Source organism: Clostridiales bacterium (assembly GCA_012512255.1).
Classification (GTDB): domain Bacteria; phylum Bacillota; class Clostridia; order Christensenellales; family DUVY01; genus DUVY01.
Genome location: JAAZDJ010000025.1, coordinates 1 through 16,081, shown reverse-complemented (window position 1 = coordinate 16,081; position 16,081 = coordinate 1). Strand labels below are relative to the sequence as shown.

At 41.3% G+C, this 16,081-nt stretch carries 15 protein-coding genes and 3 tRNA genes; 13 read left to right on the top strand and 5 right to left on the bottom strand.

Annotated elements, in window-relative coordinates:
• Positions 1–335: 335 nt before the first annotated feature.
• Positions 336–1,640: a hypothetical protein gene (locus tag GX756_01270; protein NLC16496.1), complete on the top strand. Its 1,305-nt coding sequence runs from the start codon at positions 336–338 to the stop codon at positions 1,638–1,640.
• Between the two features lie 82 nt (positions 1,641–1,722).
• Here GX756_01270 and GX756_01265 read toward each other — a convergent pair.
• From GX756_01265 to GX756_01245, 5 genes are all read right to left on the bottom strand, one after another.
• Positions 1,723–1,809: transfer RNA gene (locus tag GX756_01265), tRNA-Leu, on the bottom strand.
• Positions 1,810–2,292: 483 nt separating this feature from the next.
• Positions 2,293–2,369 (bottom strand) — tRNA-Ile (locus tag GX756_01260).
• A 37-nt stretch (positions 2,370–2,406) separates the two neighbouring features.
• Positions 2,407–2,482: transfer RNA gene (locus GX756_01255), tRNA-Ala, on the bottom strand.
• Positions 2,483–2,808: 326 nt separating this feature from the next.
• The gene (locus GX756_01250) at positions 2,809–3,942 is read right to left on the bottom strand and encodes a sodium ion-translocating decarboxylase subunit beta (protein NLC16495.1); all 1,134 of its coding nucleotides are present in this window, start codon (positions 3,940–3,942) and stop codon (positions 2,809–2,811) included.
• A complete protein-coding gene (locus GX756_01245) occupies positions 3,942–4,226 on the bottom strand; it encodes a hypothetical protein (GenBank protein ID NLC16494.1) in 285 nt (94 codons plus the stop codon). The genes GX756_01250 and GX756_01245 overlap by 1 nt, the downstream gene beginning before the upstream one ends.
• Positions 4,227–4,491: 265 nt before the next feature.
• On the opposite strand from GX756_01245, the gene GX756_01240 reads away from it, so the two are divergent.
• From GX756_01240 to pyrF, 12 genes are all read left to right on the top strand, one after another.
• On the top strand, positions 4,492–5,760 hold the full coding sequence (locus GX756_01240; protein NLC16493.1) for a histidine--tRNA ligase: 1,269 nt from the start codon (positions 4,492–4,494) through the stop codon (positions 5,758–5,760).
• A gap of 1 nt (position 5,761) precedes the next feature.
• Positions 5,762–7,561 carry an aspartate--tRNA ligase gene (aspS, locus tag GX756_01235; protein ID NLC16492.1) on the top strand — a complete coding sequence of 600 codons (1,800 nt, stop codon included), beginning with the start codon at positions 5,762–5,764 and terminating at the stop codon, positions 7,559–7,561.
• 13 nt (positions 7,562–7,574) lie between these two features.
• Complete coding sequence (locus GX756_01230; protein NLC16491.1) at positions 7,575–7,988, top strand: SoxR reducing system RseC family protein; 414 nt, start codon at positions 7,575–7,577, stop codon at positions 7,986–7,988.
• A gap of 16 nt (positions 7,989–8,004) precedes the next feature.
• On the top strand, positions 8,005–8,319 hold the full coding sequence (gene trxA / locus GX756_01225) for a thioredoxin (GenBank protein ID NLC16490.1): 315 nt from the start codon (positions 8,005–8,007) through the stop codon (positions 8,317–8,319).
• Between the two features lie 59 nt (positions 8,320–8,378).
• A complete protein-coding gene (locus GX756_01220) occupies positions 8,379–9,635 on the top strand; it encodes a serine hydroxymethyltransferase (GenBank protein NLC16489.1) in 1,257 nt (418 codons plus the stop codon).
• A gap of 21 nt (positions 9,636–9,656) precedes the next feature.
• Positions 9,657–10,055, top strand: a complete 399-nt coding sequence (locus tag GX756_01215; protein ID NLC16488.1) for an Rrf2 family transcriptional regulator — start codon at positions 9,657–9,659, stop codon at positions 10,053–10,055.
• A gap of 21 nt (positions 10,056–10,076) precedes the next feature.
• A complete protein-coding gene (locus GX756_01210) occupies positions 10,077–11,267 on the top strand; it encodes a cysteine desulfurase (GenBank protein NLC16487.1) in 1,191 nt (396 codons plus the stop codon).
• Between the two features lie 44 nt (positions 11,268–11,311).
• Entirely contained in the window at positions 11,312–11,902 is a 591-nt protein-coding gene (lspA, locus tag GX756_01205) for a signal peptidase II (protein NLC16486.1), read from the top strand.
• A 9-nt stretch (positions 11,903–11,911) separates the two neighbouring features.
• Positions 11,912–12,829: an RluA family pseudouridine synthase gene (locus tag GX756_01200; GenBank protein ID NLC16485.1), complete on the top strand. Its 918-nt coding sequence runs from the start codon at positions 11,912–11,914 to the stop codon at positions 12,827–12,829.
• A 313-nt stretch (positions 12,830–13,142) separates the two neighbouring features.
• Positions 13,143–14,102 carry an aspartate carbamoyltransferase catalytic subunit gene (locus GX756_01195; GenBank protein NLC16484.1) on the top strand — a complete coding sequence of 320 codons (960 nt, stop codon included), beginning with the start codon at positions 13,143–13,145 and terminating at the stop codon, positions 14,100–14,102.
• 52 nt (positions 14,103–14,154) lie between these two features.
• A complete protein-coding gene (locus GX756_01190) occupies positions 14,155–15,444 on the top strand; it encodes a dihydroorotase (protein ID NLC16483.1) in 1,290 nt (429 codons plus the stop codon).
• Positions 15,441–16,081, top strand: a 641-nt coding sequence (pyrF, locus tag GX756_01185) for an orotidine-5'-phosphate decarboxylase (protein NLC16482.1), incomplete at its 3' end; no start/stop codon positions are given. The genes GX756_01190 and pyrF, both read left to right, overlap by 4 nt.

The window sequence follows — 16,081 nt, the reverse complement described above, 5'->3', positions numbered from 1 at the left end:
TTGTTTAGCAGTTAATCATCTAACCATACTGGACGGATACCTAACGCGATATACATTTTCATATCCATACTTATCGGTTAATCATCTAACCATACTGGACGGATACCCGTTAATTACTCTAAGCAACAAGACAAAACTCATGACTGTTAATCATCTAACCATACTGGAAAGGGACATATTTTTCTTAGATTAGATTTAATTTAAAGTAAGCTAGCTAATTTAAATATTTTTTTAACTCAAAAAAACACAGATAACTTGTCGCTAAAGTTTTTCACGCCAGCCAAAAAAAAAGACAATGTTATAAAAATTAAAAGATTTTTATAAGGGGGAAGATTATGATAGTTTTAATAAGCAATATCGGAGCTACAGATCCCATAAGAGGAACTAAAGATAAAGAAAAAAGGGACGGCCCCGCGCTGCATATAGCAAGAGTTTATCAACCCGATATCATATACTTGATATCCACAAAAGAAATGAGAGAAAAAAATACTATTAAGACAAAAATGCATATTGAGCATTTATACCAAAAACTAAACAAAGAAGTAAAAATAGTCATAATAGACCTTAACGAAAACGACCCTTCGGATTTTGATGAGATGCATATCTATGAAAAAAATCATAATGAAATTTATGAAAAACACAAAGACGCCGTTATATTAGTTAATATTACGTCAGGAACGCCTCAGATGCAGGCAAGCGTATGCTTGGATATTGTAACAAATGACAGAGGATTTAAACCTATACAAGTAATTACCCCGCAAAAAGGCGCTAACACCAATATTCCACATATAACAGGCGGGGAAGCGGAAAGAACTGATGATAATTTTGACGATTATCCCGAATTTTTTATCAATAGATGTAGAGAGCCTAATATCTTTATGTTTAGAAATAGCATGCTAAAAGTTAAGCTAAAAAAGGCTATTGAATCGTATGATTATAAGGCAGCTTTGGAATTAATCAAAGATGTGCATTTGTATAAGAATACAAAAATCAAGGCGATGATTGAATTTGCTTACGAATATTATTCTATGGAAAACGATAGTGATTTCTTTAGAAAAGCGCAAGGCTTTGGCTTGTCTCTCAAAACTATAAGTTATCATGTTAGGTTAATTACGCAGGCGTATAATTTACTTAAGATAAAGTTTTATAAGCATGAATATGTGGATTTTGCCAATAGGATAACGCCTTTGATGTTTTGTATAGCAAAACAAGTTTTTAGGCAAAAAGACAGCAAGCGATATGATTCTATTGTCACAACAGACCAAAATAATGTTGAAATTTTAGATTGCGCAAAAGCTGCGGCTTTGGGCTTGTTAACTAACGCAGCATATAATGACAAACAAATTCTAGGTTATAAGCATTTTGTGGAAATGTTCAAAAATGGCGATTTTTCCAAAGTTGATGTCAGAATTTATGAAGATTTGCGCAATTTTGAGCAAAAAATTCGCAATAAAACCGCCCATGACTTAAAGCCGTTTACCAAAGATTATATAGAGAAAAGAACGGGCAAAAAGATAGAAAGCGTTTTGAAAGATATAAGCAAAATAATCGTTAATGAGTTTGGCGTCAAAACCGAAAACCTTAACTTTTTTGAATCTATCAACGAAATAATACTTAATGAAATTAATACAACCCCATAATAAACTTAGTTAAACTCTTCAAAAATTCAGATGAATTTTATAAATATAAAATAAAAAAACCGCTATATAGCGGTTTCATTATTGGTGCCGAAGGTGGGACTTGAACCCACACATCCTTGCGGATACGGGATTTTGAGTCCCGCGCGTCTGCCAATTCCACCACTTCGGCAAGCGGTCATTGAGCATAAATAATATTAGCATATCTTTTGATTTATTTCAATCATTTGCGCTTTTATAAAAAAAATAATTTTTGGAAAATTTATATTATTAACATAGCCGACCGTCAAAAAAATCTATGGGCGGAAAAATCTCTCATTTTGCGACAATAATAGGCAATTTTTGCAAACATTTAATTTGGGCATTTACCCTAAATTTTTTTTATTATAAGATATTAATTCAGAATTTTAGATAACCAATTCATATTCATATTCAATTAACCTACCTTTATAGATTATATCACAAATATAATACAGTTCAGTAAATTCTATAATTTTTGATGTTAATAACTACAAATTGTTTATTGCAAAATATAACAACACAAAAGAAGCCCTGCCATAAATACCAAAACAAAGTAGGTCTTAAGTTAGGTCAAAACCGCTTAAATAGCATAAAAAAAGGTCAATAAGCCGTAAGACTTATTGACCAATTCACTTGGTAGGACTGAGTGGACTCGAACCACCGACCCCCACCTTATCAGGGTGGTGCTCTAACCTGCTGAGCTACAGTCCTATAAATATATATTTATCAATTACCTATCAATCTAGTTTGGTGGAGGTAAGCGGAGTTGAACCGCTGACCCCCTGCTTGCAAGGCAGGTGCTCTACCAGCTGAGCTATACCCCCAAAACAATCGTTTTATATCAAAATGACTGTTAAATTATAGAGCATTTTGACCGTTTAGGTCAAGTGTTTGGCGATAAATTTCAAAAAGTTATTTTATAATTATTACCATTATTAATTTGCTAATGCCCCAAATCCGAAAAAATAAATATATAATATTCAATAATATTTATTATATAATCAAATAATATTATAAATACTTTTGCGCAAAAAAACAACACAAAAAACCGTTTTAAAGCAAAAAATCCCATAACGCGAAAGGTTATGAGATTTTTTTTATTTATAGTTTCTTTATACGCCTTCTATGCCTTACATACCTTAAATCATACTTATCCAAACAACGCAAGGAATATGCCCGCGACCACAGCCGAACCTATAACGCCCGCCACATTAGGCCCCATAGCGTGCATTAAGAGATAATTATTGGGATTGGCTCTTTGCCCTTCTTTTTGGGACACTCTGGCCGCCATAGGCACTGCGGAAACTCCCGCCGAGCCTATCAAGGGATTGATTTTGCCTTTGGATATCACATACAACAGTTTTCCAAACAACAACCCGCCAACCGTGCTAAACGCGAAAGCGAACAGCCCAAGAAGGATAATTTTGATTGTGTCCGGGCTCAAAAATGTTTCGCCTGTGGCGGTCGCGCCCACGGTAAGCCCTAAGAAGATAGTAACTATATTAATTAGCGCGTTTTGCGCCGTGTCGGACAATCTGTCAACCACGCCGCACTCCCTGAACAAGTTGCCCAGCATAAGCATTCCGATTAGGGGCGCCACCGAAGGCAGCAACAAAACGCAAATTATAGTAACTATAATGGGGAAGCAAATTTTTTCGGCTTTTGAAACTTTGCGCGGCTGTTCCATAACAACCATACGCTCTTTTTTGGTGGTAAGCAATCTCATAATAGGAGGCTGAATTATGGGTATAAGAGCCATGTAAGAATAAGCCGCGATAGCTATAGCCGGCAGCAACTTAGGCGCAAGCCTTGTAGTTTGATATATAGCGGTAGGGCCGTCCGCGCCCCCGATTATCGCGATAGACGCCGCCTCTTGTCCCGTAAACCCAAGCAAACAAGCGATAATAAAAGCCACGCTTATGCCCATTTGCGCGCCCGCGCCCAGCAAAAAACTTGAAGGGCGGGAAAGCAGCGGTCCAAAATCGGTCATAGCGCCTATTCCCAAAAAAATCAAAGAAGGATAAATTCCTTTTTCTACGCCCAAATATAAGTAATATAACAAGCCGCCGTTTTCATCTCCCACGGCTTTTGCCATAAGTCCCGTTTTGGGTAGGTTGGCAAGCAGCATTCCAAAAGCTATAGTCACAAGCAACAAAGGCTCATACTCTTTGACAATCGCCAAGAATAACAAAACACAGGCTATAATAATCATTACAACTTGCTGCCAAGTCATATTAGCAAAACCCGAATCTTGCCATAAGTTTTTAAGCGCGTCCCAAATCATCAGTCATTCTCCTTTAGTTTCTTTATGGAAGTCATCTTAAAGCTTTTTTGCTTTCCCTTCTCATCCGTTACCGTCGCGTAAACAGCACCGTCCAACTCCGAAGAAGGCTCGTTTTGGTTATTTGATCTATCTTTTTTGAAAAGTTTCTTAAAATCAATTTTCGCGATTTTATCCAATAACAAAGAAAACAGCTTGAATATCAGGCTAAGCGCAAACAGCGTCAAAATAGCCAAGACAAAAACAAACAGGGCATATTCAAGGCTTTGCAAAAAATCCAATTTCATAATCATCCTCCTATAAAAATAAAGGGTAGAAATAATAGCGTTCCACCCGGAAACAATTATTAGCCCAAGACGAATTTTTCAAAAAACAATTCGCCAGCTTAATGATATATTAAAGGGTCAAATATTGTCAATTTAATATTCTTAGATTTTAGGTTTTTTATGGATTATAATTTTTTATTTAAATATCCATTTAATTAATAGTTTTAATATTATTGCCAATTTTAGTATGCTTGACTTAGTCAATCGGCTTGTCATATAATTAATTATTATGATTAATATTCCCAAGGGCACAAAAGACATATTGCCCGACGCCAGCTTCAAATGGCAGTATCTTGAAGATATAGCGCGCAAAATTACCCGTCTTTATAACCTAAAAGAAATACGCACTCCCATTTTTGAGCATACCGAGTTATTTGAGCGAAGCGTGGGCGAGACCACAGACATTGTCAACAAAGAAATGTATACATTTTTGGACAAAGGCGGCAGGTCTATTACCCTAAAGCCCGAGGGAACGGCGGGCGTGGCAAGGGCTTTTATAGAGTCGTTGTCAAATTCGGCTATGCCCGTTAAGATGTATTATATAACGCCCGCTTTCAGATACGAAAAGCCGCAGGCCGGCAGGCTTAGGCAGTTCCATCAGTTTGGCGTTGAAATATTTGGCGCGGCCGAAGCCCATACAGACGCCGAAGTAATAATGCTTGCCAAAGATTTTTTGGAAGCTGTGGGCATTAATAGTTTAAGGCTTGATATTAACAGCATAGGAAGCGGCCAATCCCGAAAAAAATATAACCAAATCCTAAAAGATTATCTAAACAAAAACGCCAACGGCCTTTGCCCGTTGTGCCGAGACCGCATCCAAAAAAATCCTTTGAGAGTTTTGGATTGCAAGCTTAATTCTTGCAAGGCTGTTTTGGCCGCCGCGCCCAAGACAATAGACTATTTAAGCGAGGAAGATCGGGAGCATTTTGAAAGCCTAAAATCCATTCTGGATGACAACAATATAGAATATACGGTCAATCCTTATTTGGTAAGAGGCTTGGATTATTATACCAAAACGGTTTTTGAGTTTTTGCCGAACGAGGCTACGTCCTCGCAAGAAACGGTTTGCGGCGGCGGCAGGTATGATAATCTAATAGAATCCCTTGGCGGAAAACCCACCCCGGCGGTGGGATTTGGGTTGGGACTGGAAAGGCTTTTATTGGTCTTGGAAAACTCGGGCGTAGTAATACAAGACCCCAACAAATTGGATGTCTTTATCGCGCTTACCGACGAAGTCCCGATTAATGCCGCCATAAAACTCGCAAGCGATTTGCGAAAGGCGGGCATTTCGGCAGATTACGACCAAATTGACAGAAGCCTAAAAGCGCAATTAAAATACGCCGACAAACAAGGCGCAAAATTTTGCATAACAATAGGCGGCAACGAAATACAGTCGGGAATATATCCCTTAAAAAATATGCAAAACGGCAATATTTTCAAAGTCGCCCAACAAGATATAATCAAAACTTTAATTAAGGAGCTAAAGAAAATTTAATATGGCAGAATTTTTAGGTGATTGGAAACGGACATGCTATGCCGGCGAAGCCGACGAAAGCTTGATTGGCCGAGAAACAATCGTAATGGGCTGGGTAAACACCCGACGCGATTTTGGCGGATTGATATTTGTGGATTTGCGAGACCGAAGCGGCATTTTGCAGGTAGTGTTTGATTCCTCGGTAATTAAGGACGAGTTTCACAAGGCGGAAAAGTTGCGCAGCGAATATGTTATCGCGGTAAAAGGCAAGATACGCCGTCGTTCCGAGGAAACTGTTAACCCCAAAATCAAAACGGGAACTATTGAGCTTTTGGCGACGGCCGTCAAAATTTTGTCCGACGCCGACACGCCGCCTTTTGAGCTGGACGATGTTCATTTGGTTAACGAGCCGTTAAGGCTAAAATATAGATATTTGGAGCTAAGAACGCCAAGGCTTCAAGAGATTATGCGCATAAGAAATTTAGTGTGCAAGATTTCGCGGGATTATCTTAGCAAAAACGGTTTTTGGGAGATTGAAACGCCGTATTTGGGCAAATCCACGCCCGAGGGTGCCAGGGACTATCTTGTCCCCAGCCGCGTCCATCCCGGCAGCTTTTACGCGCTATCCCAATCGCCGCAATTATATAAGCAATTATTGATGATATCGGGGTTTGACCGTTATTACCAAATAGCCAGATGTTTTAGGGACGAGGACCTAAGAGCCAACCGCCAGCCCGAGTTTACCCAGATAGACTTGGAAATGTCGTTTGTGGACAATGAAGAAGATGTGATGACCGTGACGGAAGGCATGATAAAAGAGCTTTTTGAAAAGATAAAAGGGGTTAAATTGCCCGAAAAGTTGCCCCGCCTTACCTATCAAGAGGCGATGAACAGGTTTGGCACGGACAAGCCCGATACCCGTTTCGGCCTTGAGCTTATAGACATATCCGATCTTGCTAAAGATTGCGGCTTTAAGGTTTTTTCGGACGCTGTCAAAAACGGCGGCAGCGTGCGCATGATAAACGCCAAGGGCTTTATTAAAGGCGATAACCCCATATTATCGCGCCGCGATATAGACGCATTGACCGATTTTGTCAAGATATTCAGGGCAAAAGGCTTGGCGTGGATTGCGGTAAGAGAAGACGGGATACAGTCCGTTATTACCAAATTTATGTCCGAAGAAACAACGCAAGCAATCCTAAAACGCGCCAACGCCGAAATAGGCGATATACTGTTTTTTGGCGCGGACAAAGACCAAATAGTGTTTGACGCTTTGGGCGCCCTAAGGCTAAAACTAGGCCAAACAGCCGGGCTAATTGACCGTTCAAGATACGACGCGCTATGGATAACCGATTTTCCTCTTTTGGAATACAGCGAGGAGGAAAAGCGTTATGTGGCCAAGCACCATCCTTTTACCAGCCCCAAAAACGAAGACCTTGAGCTTTTGGACAAAGAGCCCCAAAAAGTTCGCGCCAAGGCGTATGACTTGGTAATTAACGGCGCGGAAGTAGGCGGCGGCAGCCTGAGAATATTTAATAGGGATATCCAAAACAAAATGTTTAAGGTATTGGGCTTGACAGACGAGCAGATTGCCGACAGGTTTGGATTTTTTGTTAATGCGTTCAAATACGGAACGCCCCCGCACGGCGGCTTGGCGTTTGGATTGGATAGATTGGTGATGCTTTTGGCGGACACCGACAATATAAAAGATGTTATACCTTTCCCTAAGGTGCAAAACGCCTCGGACTTGATGACAGGAGCGCCCGACAAGGTAGAGCCCCGTCAGCTTAAAGAACTGTCAATCAAGATAGACCTAGAATAAAAAAGGAAGGCATATGCTAGAACGGGGAAAAGTTACGGCAATAATGGACGATAATGTCCAAGTTCAATTCAAAAGAACATCGGCTTGCGACAAATGCAGGGCATGTTCTATTGACCAAGGCGGCAATGTCAGTATTATTATAAAAAACGACCTGGGCGCCAAGGTAGGCGATATTGTGGAGGTGGAAATTTTGGGAAAAGCCGTAACTCTTTCTTACCTGATAGTGTTTGGCATTCCGCTTGTTATGGCGCTTTTGGGGGTTATTTTGGCGAGCGCTGCAAGGTTTAGCGAGCTGTATTCAATAATAACGGTTGCGGGTTCTTTGGTCTTTGGGTTTTTGGTTGTGTTTGTCATAGACAAGATTATAGCAAAAAATCAAAAATTCGCTCCCAAAATAATAAGAGTTTATAATCAAAATTCAAAATAGCGGAGGAGCTAAAAAGATGATAGAACTAAATAAAGATAATTTTGAGCAGGAGGTGCTAAAATCGCCCAAGCCCGTCATTGTGGATTTTTGGGCTAAATGGTGCGGTCCTTGCAAAGCTTTGGCTCCTATATTGGACGAGATAGAACAAGAAATAGGCGAAAAAGCGGTATTTGCCAAGCTGAATGTGGATGACGACATTGAGACAGCCCGCAATTACGGAGTAATGACTATTCCCACTTTGGTTATTTTTAAAGACGGCAAATACATAGCAAGCCTAATAGGGCTAAAACCCAAATCGGCTATTTTGGAATTTATAAATCAGCATATCTAAGTTTTTTTACAATCTCTAAAAGCTAAAAAATTTAATATACATAGCGAGGTTTTTTAATAATGATTGATTTTTCAACGCTCAAATCTTGCGACGCGGAAGTTTTTGAGGCTATCAAAAAAGAATTATACCGCCAAAGGCATAACCTGGAACTCATAGCCAGCGAAAATTTCGTGTCTTTAGCGGTAATGACGGCGGCAGGTTCGCATCTTACCAACAAATACGCCGAGGGCTATCCTGGCAAAAGATATTACGGCGGCTGCGAGTATGTGGATATCGTTGAAACTTTGGCAATAGAGCGCGCAAAACAGCTTTTTGGCGCAAAATACGCCAATGTCCAATCGCACAGCGGCGCAAGCGCCAATTTGGCTGCGTTTATGGCGCTTATCAATATAGGCGATACAGTGCTGGGCATGAGTCTTGCCCATGGGGGACATCTCACGCATGGAAGCCCGGTCAACTACAGCGGAAAAAATTATAATATTATTTCTTACGGGCTAAACCCCAAAAACGAAAGGCTTGACTATGACGAAATAGAAAGACTGGCCAAAGAACATAGACCCAAACTTATATTAGCGGGCGCGAGCGCGTATCCTAGGGCTATTGACTTTAAGCGCTTTAGGGAAATCGCCGATATGGTAGGGGCGTATTTAATGGTGGATATGGCGCATATCGCCGGTCTTGTAGCGGCGGGCGAACATATGAACCCCTTGCCTTATGCCCATATCGTGACGACTACCACCCATAAGACTTTAAGAGGCCCAAGAGGCGGAATGATTTTGACCAATTATGAGGAAATCATTAAAAAAGTCAACAAGGCGGTCTTTCCCGGCTCTCAAGGCGGTCCGCTGATGCATATCATCGCGGCAAAAGCCGTAGCTTTAAAAGAAGCGCTAAGCCCTGAATTCAAGGAATACCAAAAACAAATAGTAAAAAACGCCAAAGCTCTCGCCCAAATATTAATGGACAAGGGCATTAAGCTTGTTTCCAACGGCACGGACAATCATCTTATGTTGATAGACTTAACCGACAAAGGCCGCACGGGCAAAGAAGTTGAAAAATGGCTTGACATAGCGCATATCACGGTTAACAAAAACGCCGTGCCCAACGACCAAAGAAGCCCTATGGTGACAAGCGGCATAAGAGTGGGCACTCCCAGCGTTACCACGCGCGGCATGAAAGAGCAAGAAATGAAATTGATAGGAGAGTTTTTGGCGCGTATTATAATAGAAGGCGAAAGCGCGATACCCGAAGTTAAACAACAGGTAATCGCGTTGTGCGACCGATTCCCGCTTTATCAAAACGATATATTAATGTAAATAGGTATTTAAAAAGATAAAATGAAACTATCTACCAAGGCAAGATATGGCCTAAAAGCGTGTTTTATTTTGGCGCTTAGCAAAGATAATTTACTGACTTTGTCCGAGCTATCCGCCCGCGCCAAAGTTACGCCCAAATACCTTGAAAAGATTATGAAAATGCTGATAAAAAGCGGCATAGTAAAATCTACCAGAGGGCTTTACGGCGGTTACAGTCTTTGCAAAAAGCCCTCTGAAATATCCGTAGGCCAAATTTTTAGGGCCTTGGAAGATAACCTAGAAATTACGGCTTGCGTTTTAGACGAATGCGACGACCAATACTGCCCAAACCGCAACATTTTAAAAAAGTTATATATAGGCATTAATAGTTTATTAGACAGCCACAGCCTTCAAGATTTGATAGATGATTATAAATGTTGATTTTTGGGTTATTATAAAAATATGAAAATGATATATTTGGACAACGCGGCGACCACTCCGCTCGACAAAGATGTTTTTGAGGCTATGAAGCCTTATTTTTGCGAGCATTTCGCAAACCCCGAAAGTCAGCATTCTTTGGGCAAAAAAGCGGAATTTGCCGTAATACGCGCCAGAGAGCAAGTGGCAAGGGCGCTTGGCGTGTCCGATAACGAGATATATTTTACTTGCAGCGCGACCGAGGCAAACAACTGGGCTTATAAAGGCGCGGTCAGCGTATCCAAAAAATCCAAAAAAAGAATTATCGCAAGCGCCATAGAACATTCTTCAATTATCAGCTGTATAGAAGACTTGGTTGAACAAGGCATTGAAGTTGTTCAAATTAAACCTGACGAACTTGGCATAATAAGCCCCCAAAGCGTCATTGACGCGTTAGACCAAAATACCATTTTGGTTTCTATAATGCTTGCCAATAACGAAATAGGGACGATCCAGCCCGTTAAAGAGATCTGCCAAGCCGTCAAAAAGTACAATAAAGACATTTTATTTCATACCGACGCCGTCCAGGCGATAGGCGCGCTGGATGTAAACGTGCAAGATTTGGGCGTTGATATGCTAAGCATTAGCGCGCATAAGTTTTACGGGCCCAAAGGCGTAGGCGCGCTATACATCAAAAACGGCGTCAAAATACAAAGGCTTATCGCCGGAGGCAATCAAGAGCGAGGCCAAAGAGGCGGGACATCCAATGTCCCCGCCATTGCGGGCATGGGCGCCGCCATTGAAAAAGCCGTCAAAGACCGTCAAAAAAACTCCAAACATATAAGAGCTTTGCGCGATTATTTTATTAAAAAGATAGAAGAAAACATACCTTATGCCAAGCTCAACGGGCACAGAACGCAAAGACTAGACGGCAATGTCAATTTTAGTTTTGACTATGTAAAAAGCCAAAATGTTTTGAATATGCTTGATATCAAAGGCATAGCCGCGAGCGTAGGTTCTGCCTGCACGGCGGGCAATTTTAAGCCGTCTTATGTGCTAATGGCGATGGGCGTCCCCGAAGAATTGGCTAATAGCTCAATAAGATTTTCTATCGGCAAATATAACACAAAAGACGAAATAGACTATGCCGTTAAGACCTTAACTGAAACTATCTCGGAACTTAGAAAACTTTCCCCGCTTTTTGTTGATATAAAGACTAAAAAAAATTTTGCTTAAATTATTGCTTTACACAGCTATATTTTTTTGGTAAAGTTAAAATAATGAAAATATATGATTTTTTTGGTAAAATTGGTTCAAGGATCAAAAACCGCAGCCTTAAGGATTTTGTAAAAAATCTTTGGGTTCCTTTGGTTATAATTGCTTGCATTATTTTTGCCGACCTTTTGACCAAATCCATCGTGGAAAACAATCTTACCCTCGGGCAGAGCGTAGTATTAATCCCAAAATTTTTGTCCATTACTTATGTGCTTAACGAAGGCGCGGCCTTTTCTATTTTAGAGGGCAAGCGCTGGTTTTTGATAACCGTTACGGCTATCGCTATAATTTTATTGCTGTTATATCTTATCTATGATTGCGATAGATTGACAGCTTTAAGTAAAACAGCCATCGCTTTGCTCATAGGCGGGGCGATAGGCAACATGGTTGACCGTTTGGCGATAGGCTCTGTTCGGGATTTTATAGAGATAATATATTTTGGTTATGACTTGCCGCTGTTGGGCGAGAGTTTTGCCATATTCAATCTAGCCGACAGCGCCGTTACGATAGGCGTGATATTGCTTATTATCGCCATAATCATAGGCCATCGCAAAAAAGAAATTAATGACGATAAAGAAGCGGCTTTGGAAAATTAAAATATCAAAATGGACAAACAAATCATTATCGCCGAAAAAGACAACGACAGGCTGGATGTTTTTCTTGCTGAAGTTTTAGATATAACCCGTTCCCAAATAAAAAAATTAATAGACGAAGGCAATATTTTGGTCGCGGACCAAAAAGTCAAGGCTGGCAAAAGCCTGCGGGCGGGCGATGTTATAGAAATCAACATTCCCGACGAGCCCGAGACCCAATTAATTCCCCAAAACATTCCCATAGAAATTATTTATGAAGACCAAGACTTAGCAGTCATTAACAAGCCGCAAGGCATGGTTGTCCATCCCGGAGCGGGCGTCAGCAGTGGCACTTTAGCTAACGCTTTGATGTATCATTTTAGCTCGCTTAGCGCCGATCCCATAAGACCCGGCATAGTTCATAGGCTTGACAAGGATACCTCGGGACTTATGGTCGTGGCAAAAAACGATTTCGCCCATTTAAAATTAGCCGAGCAAATGGCGCAAAAAACCGCGATAAGAATTTATAGGGCGTTACTCCAAGGCGTATTAAAAGAGGACAACGGCATAATTGAAAAAAATATTGCCCGCGATAAAAAAGACCGAAAAAAGTTTGCCGCAACGGACGCTTCAAAAGGCCGATACGCGATAACTTATTATAAGGTCTTAGAGAGGTTTCAAAAGCATACGTTTGTAGAGTTCAAATTGGGCACGGGCAGGACGCATCAAATACGAGTCCATTGCAAATATTTGGGGCATCCCATAGTGGGCGACAATGTTTATGGGTTCAAAAACCAAGAATTTAAGGAGCTAAAAGGCCAATTATTGCACGCTTACAGGCTAGAATTTGACCATCCCAGCCAAAACAAGCGGATGAGTTTTTGCTGTGAGTTACCGGAATACTTTCAGGCGATTTTGCAAAAACTCAAGCCAATCGTTTTACAAAACTAGCAAAAAATGCTATATTTAATAAAAAGAGGCGGAGTAACAACAATGCATATTGCGTATAAATTTTGCTTAATCTTTTTTGATAGCAACGGCTTTATAAAAAGGGAAAACAAGGTGCAAAAATGACAGCTTTTGCACCTTTTTTTTATATATAAGCCAAAAAATTTAGGAGCGGTTTTTTTTACAATGAACTTTAGGCACAAAAACATGACCAAAAAACTTATCAGACAGCGCAAAGTAAACGGATTAAGAATAACTCCACGACTTATTGAACAATCTAAAGATACCAAAAAAACAGAAAAAGATATTGAAAAGTATGGATAAAAAGGATTTGATAGGATTAAAGGGCGCCTCGGCCGAATTTATAACCAAAATCTTGGACGGCGCCTCTAAGATGAAAAAAGTTTTATTAAGCGGGCAAAAAAAGATTTCTCTACTTAACGGGAAGTCTGTTTTTTTAATGTTTTACGAGCCAAGCACTCGCACAAGCTCAAGCTTTGACCAAGCGGCCAAAATTTTAAGCGCAAATTTAATAAAACTGTCAGTAAATTCTTCTTCGGTAAAAAAGGGCGAAAACCTTATTGACACGGGCAAGACTTTGGATAATATGCAAGCCGACATATTGGTGATAAGGCATTTTTATTCGGGCGCTCCTAAACTTTTGGCGCAAAATGTCAAAGCTTCTGTAATTAACGCGGGCGACGGGCTCAACGAGCATCCCACCCAAGCGCTTTTGGATATGATGACCATGAGAGAAAAATGGGGCGGTTTTGTCGGCAAAAAAATCGCTATCATAGGCGACATAAAACATTCTAGGGTGGCGCGAAGCAATATTTGGGGACTTACGGCTATGGGAGCCAAAGTCGTAGTATGCGGGCCAGCGACCTTAATGCCCGCCAACATAGAAAACTTTCCCGTCGCAGTCGCCAAGACCAAAGAAGAGGCCTCGGACCAAGCCGACGCCATTATGGGTTTAAGGCTGCAATTGGAGCGGCAGGACAAGGGGATGTTTCCGAGCATAAGGGAATACCACAGGTACTACGGCATAGACCAAGATTTATTAAAGATTGCTAAAAAAGATGTTTTGGTAATGCATCCAGGACCCGTCAATAGAGGCGTTGAAATGGAATCCAAGGTAAAGGACGGCGAATTTTCATATATAAACAAGCAGGTAATCAACGGCGTGGCGGTAAGGATGTCCGTTATGGCATATCTTACGGACAGGCTGGACGGGTTTATTGCTCAGCCCAAAAGCCCTAAGGTCATGCCTCTTTAGATAATAGGTAAAATCAATAAACTTTTGATATAATAGTTTAAGGTAAAAAATAATGAAAACATTATTAAAAAACGGCAACATAGTATTAAAGGACAAAATCATCCGCAGCGATTTGGTTTTTGAGAATAACCGCATTGTTTATATTGGCGAAAAATACTCTGATAGAGCGGACCAAGAACACGATTTAAGCGGCAAAATGGTCTTGCCGGGCTTGATTGACATACACACGCATCTAAGGGAGCCGGGTTTAGAGTATAAAGAAGATATAACAAGCGGGTCTAGGTCTGCCGTGGCTGGCGGTTTTACTGCGATCGCGTGCATGCCCAATACCGATCCCGTATTGGACAATCCGGCCTTAATTTCATATGTAAATTACAAAGCCAAAGAATGCGGGCTTTGCAAAGTTTTGCCCATCGGCGCCGTTACCAAGGGCCAAAAGGGTCAAACATTGGCCGAGATGAGATTGATGTACGACAGCGGCGCGGTCGCCTTTAGCGACGACGGCAATCCCATATCCACAGCGCGCATGTTAAGATTGGCGCTTGAGTATGTACGAGATTTTGACGGGCTAATTATTTCGCACTGCGAAGACACAAGCCTAAGCGACGGCGGTTATGTCCATGAGGGCGAGAGCGCCAGCATTATAGGCTTAAAAGGCATACCAAGAGCCGCAGAAGACGCGGGCACGGCTCGGGATATAATAATTGCCCAATCGCTTAACGCGCGGCTGCATATCGCTCATGTCAGCACAAAAGGCGCTGTGGAACTAATAAGATATTTCAAAAGCCAAGGCGCTCAAATTACGGCCGAGACTTGCCCGCAATATTTATTCGCCACGGACAAAGAAATTCTAAACTTCAACACATTCGCCAAAATCAATCCCCCTTTGAGAGAAAATTTGGATAACGAGGCGCTTATTCAAGGCCTAAAAGACGGCGTAATTGATGCGCTTGCGACCGACCATGCGCCGCATCATTTGGACGAAAAGAATGTGGAATTTGCCAACGCCGCCTTTGGCACAATCGGGCTGGAAAGCGCGGTAGGCCTTAATACCCGCCTGTTAGAAAAAGGCTTTGATTGGACCGATTTGGCAAGGTTTATGAGCGCTAATCCGGCCAAAATTTTGAAGCTAAAAGATGTGGGAGAACTCAAAATAGGAAATATCGCCGATATTACGGTTATTGACCCCAATATAGAATATATCTTTGACGCCAAAAAGACCTTTTCCAAAGCCCAAAACAGCTTGTTTAACGGCTGGAAACTCAAAGGAAAGGCGATAATGACCATAGTGGAAGGCAATATTGTTTATGCCTATGACAAGATTTTGGAGAGAGCGCAATGATTGACAAATTAATAGAAAAAATCAAAGCGACAGATAACCCCTCGGTTATCGGGCTTGACACGGATATAAGTTATTTGCCCGAAGAAAAGCTGGACAAAATCAATTCTTTAGAACAGGCGGCCGCCGCTATAACGGAATTTAACCAAAATATTATAGACGCTGTTTTTGAGATAGTGCCCGCTGTAAAAGTTCAGGTCGCTTATTACGAACAATTGGGCGCGGCGGGGATGAAGGCGTTTTATGATACTTTGTCTTATGCGAAGCAAAAAGGCATGATTACAATCGCCGATGTCAAGCGAAACGACATAGGCTCTACGGCTTCGGCTTATTCAAGAGCGTATTTTAGCGGCGTTGAGATTAAGGGCAAAAGGTTTATAGGCTTTGAGGCCGATTTTATTACGGTTAACGGATATTTGGGCTCGGACGGGCTAAAACCTTTTATAGATGATTGCCAAAAATACGACAAAGGCATTTTTGTGCTAGTCAAAACTTCCAACCCTTCAAGCGCCGAGTTGCAAGACCAAGAACTTGCCTCAGGCAAGCCTTTTTATCAGCATATGGGCCAGCTTATTAGCGATCTAGGGCAAGGCTTAATAGGCAAATACGGCTATTCCAAGGTGGGCGCGGTAGTAGGCGC

Excerpts from the sequence above, each read along its gene's own strand:
- GX756_01270 (NLC16496.1), top strand. The coding sequence starts at position 336 with ATGATAGTTTTAATAAGCAATATCGGAGCTACAGATCCCATAAGAGGA.
- GX756_01250 (NLC16495.1), bottom strand. The coding sequence starts at position 3,942 with ATGATTTGGGACGCGCTTAAAAACTTATGGCAAGATTCGGGTTTTGCT.
- GX756_01245 (NLC16494.1), bottom strand. The coding sequence starts at position 4,226 with ATGAAATTGGATTTTTTGCAAAGCCTTGAATATGCCCTGTTTGTTTTT.
- aspS (NLC16492.1), top strand. The coding sequence starts at position 5,762 with ATGGCAGAATTTTTAGGTGATTGGAAACGGACATGCTATGCCGGCGAA.
- GX756_01230 (NLC16491.1), top strand. The coding sequence starts at position 7,575 with ATGCTAGAACGGGGAAAAGTTACGGCAATAATGGACGATAATGTCCAA.
- trxA (NLC16490.1), top strand. The coding sequence starts at position 8,005 with ATGATAGAACTAAATAAAGATAATTTTGAGCAGGAGGTGCTAAAATCG.
- GX756_01220 (NLC16489.1), top strand. The coding sequence starts at position 8,379 with ATGATTGATTTTTCAACGCTCAAATCTTGCGACGCGGAAGTTTTTGAG.
- GX756_01215 (NLC16488.1), top strand. The coding sequence starts at position 9,657 with ATGAAACTATCTACCAAGGCAAGATATGGCCTAAAAGCGTGTTTTATT.
- GX756_01210 (NLC16487.1), top strand. The coding sequence starts at position 10,077 with ATGAAAATGATATATTTGGACAACGCGGCGACCACTCCGCTCGACAAA.
- lspA (NLC16486.1), top strand. The coding sequence starts at position 11,312 with ATGAAAATATATGATTTTTTTGGTAAAATTGGTTCAAGGATCAAAAAC.
- GX756_01200 (NLC16485.1), top strand. The coding sequence starts at position 11,912 with ATGGACAAACAAATCATTATCGCCGAAAAAGACAACGACAGGCTGGAT.
- GX756_01195 (NLC16484.1), top strand. The coding sequence starts at position 13,143 with ATGGATAAAAAGGATTTGATAGGATTAAAGGGCGCCTCGGCCGAATTT.
- GX756_01190 (NLC16483.1), top strand. The coding sequence starts at position 14,155 with ATGAAAACATTATTAAAAAACGGCAACATAGTATTAAAGGACAAAATC.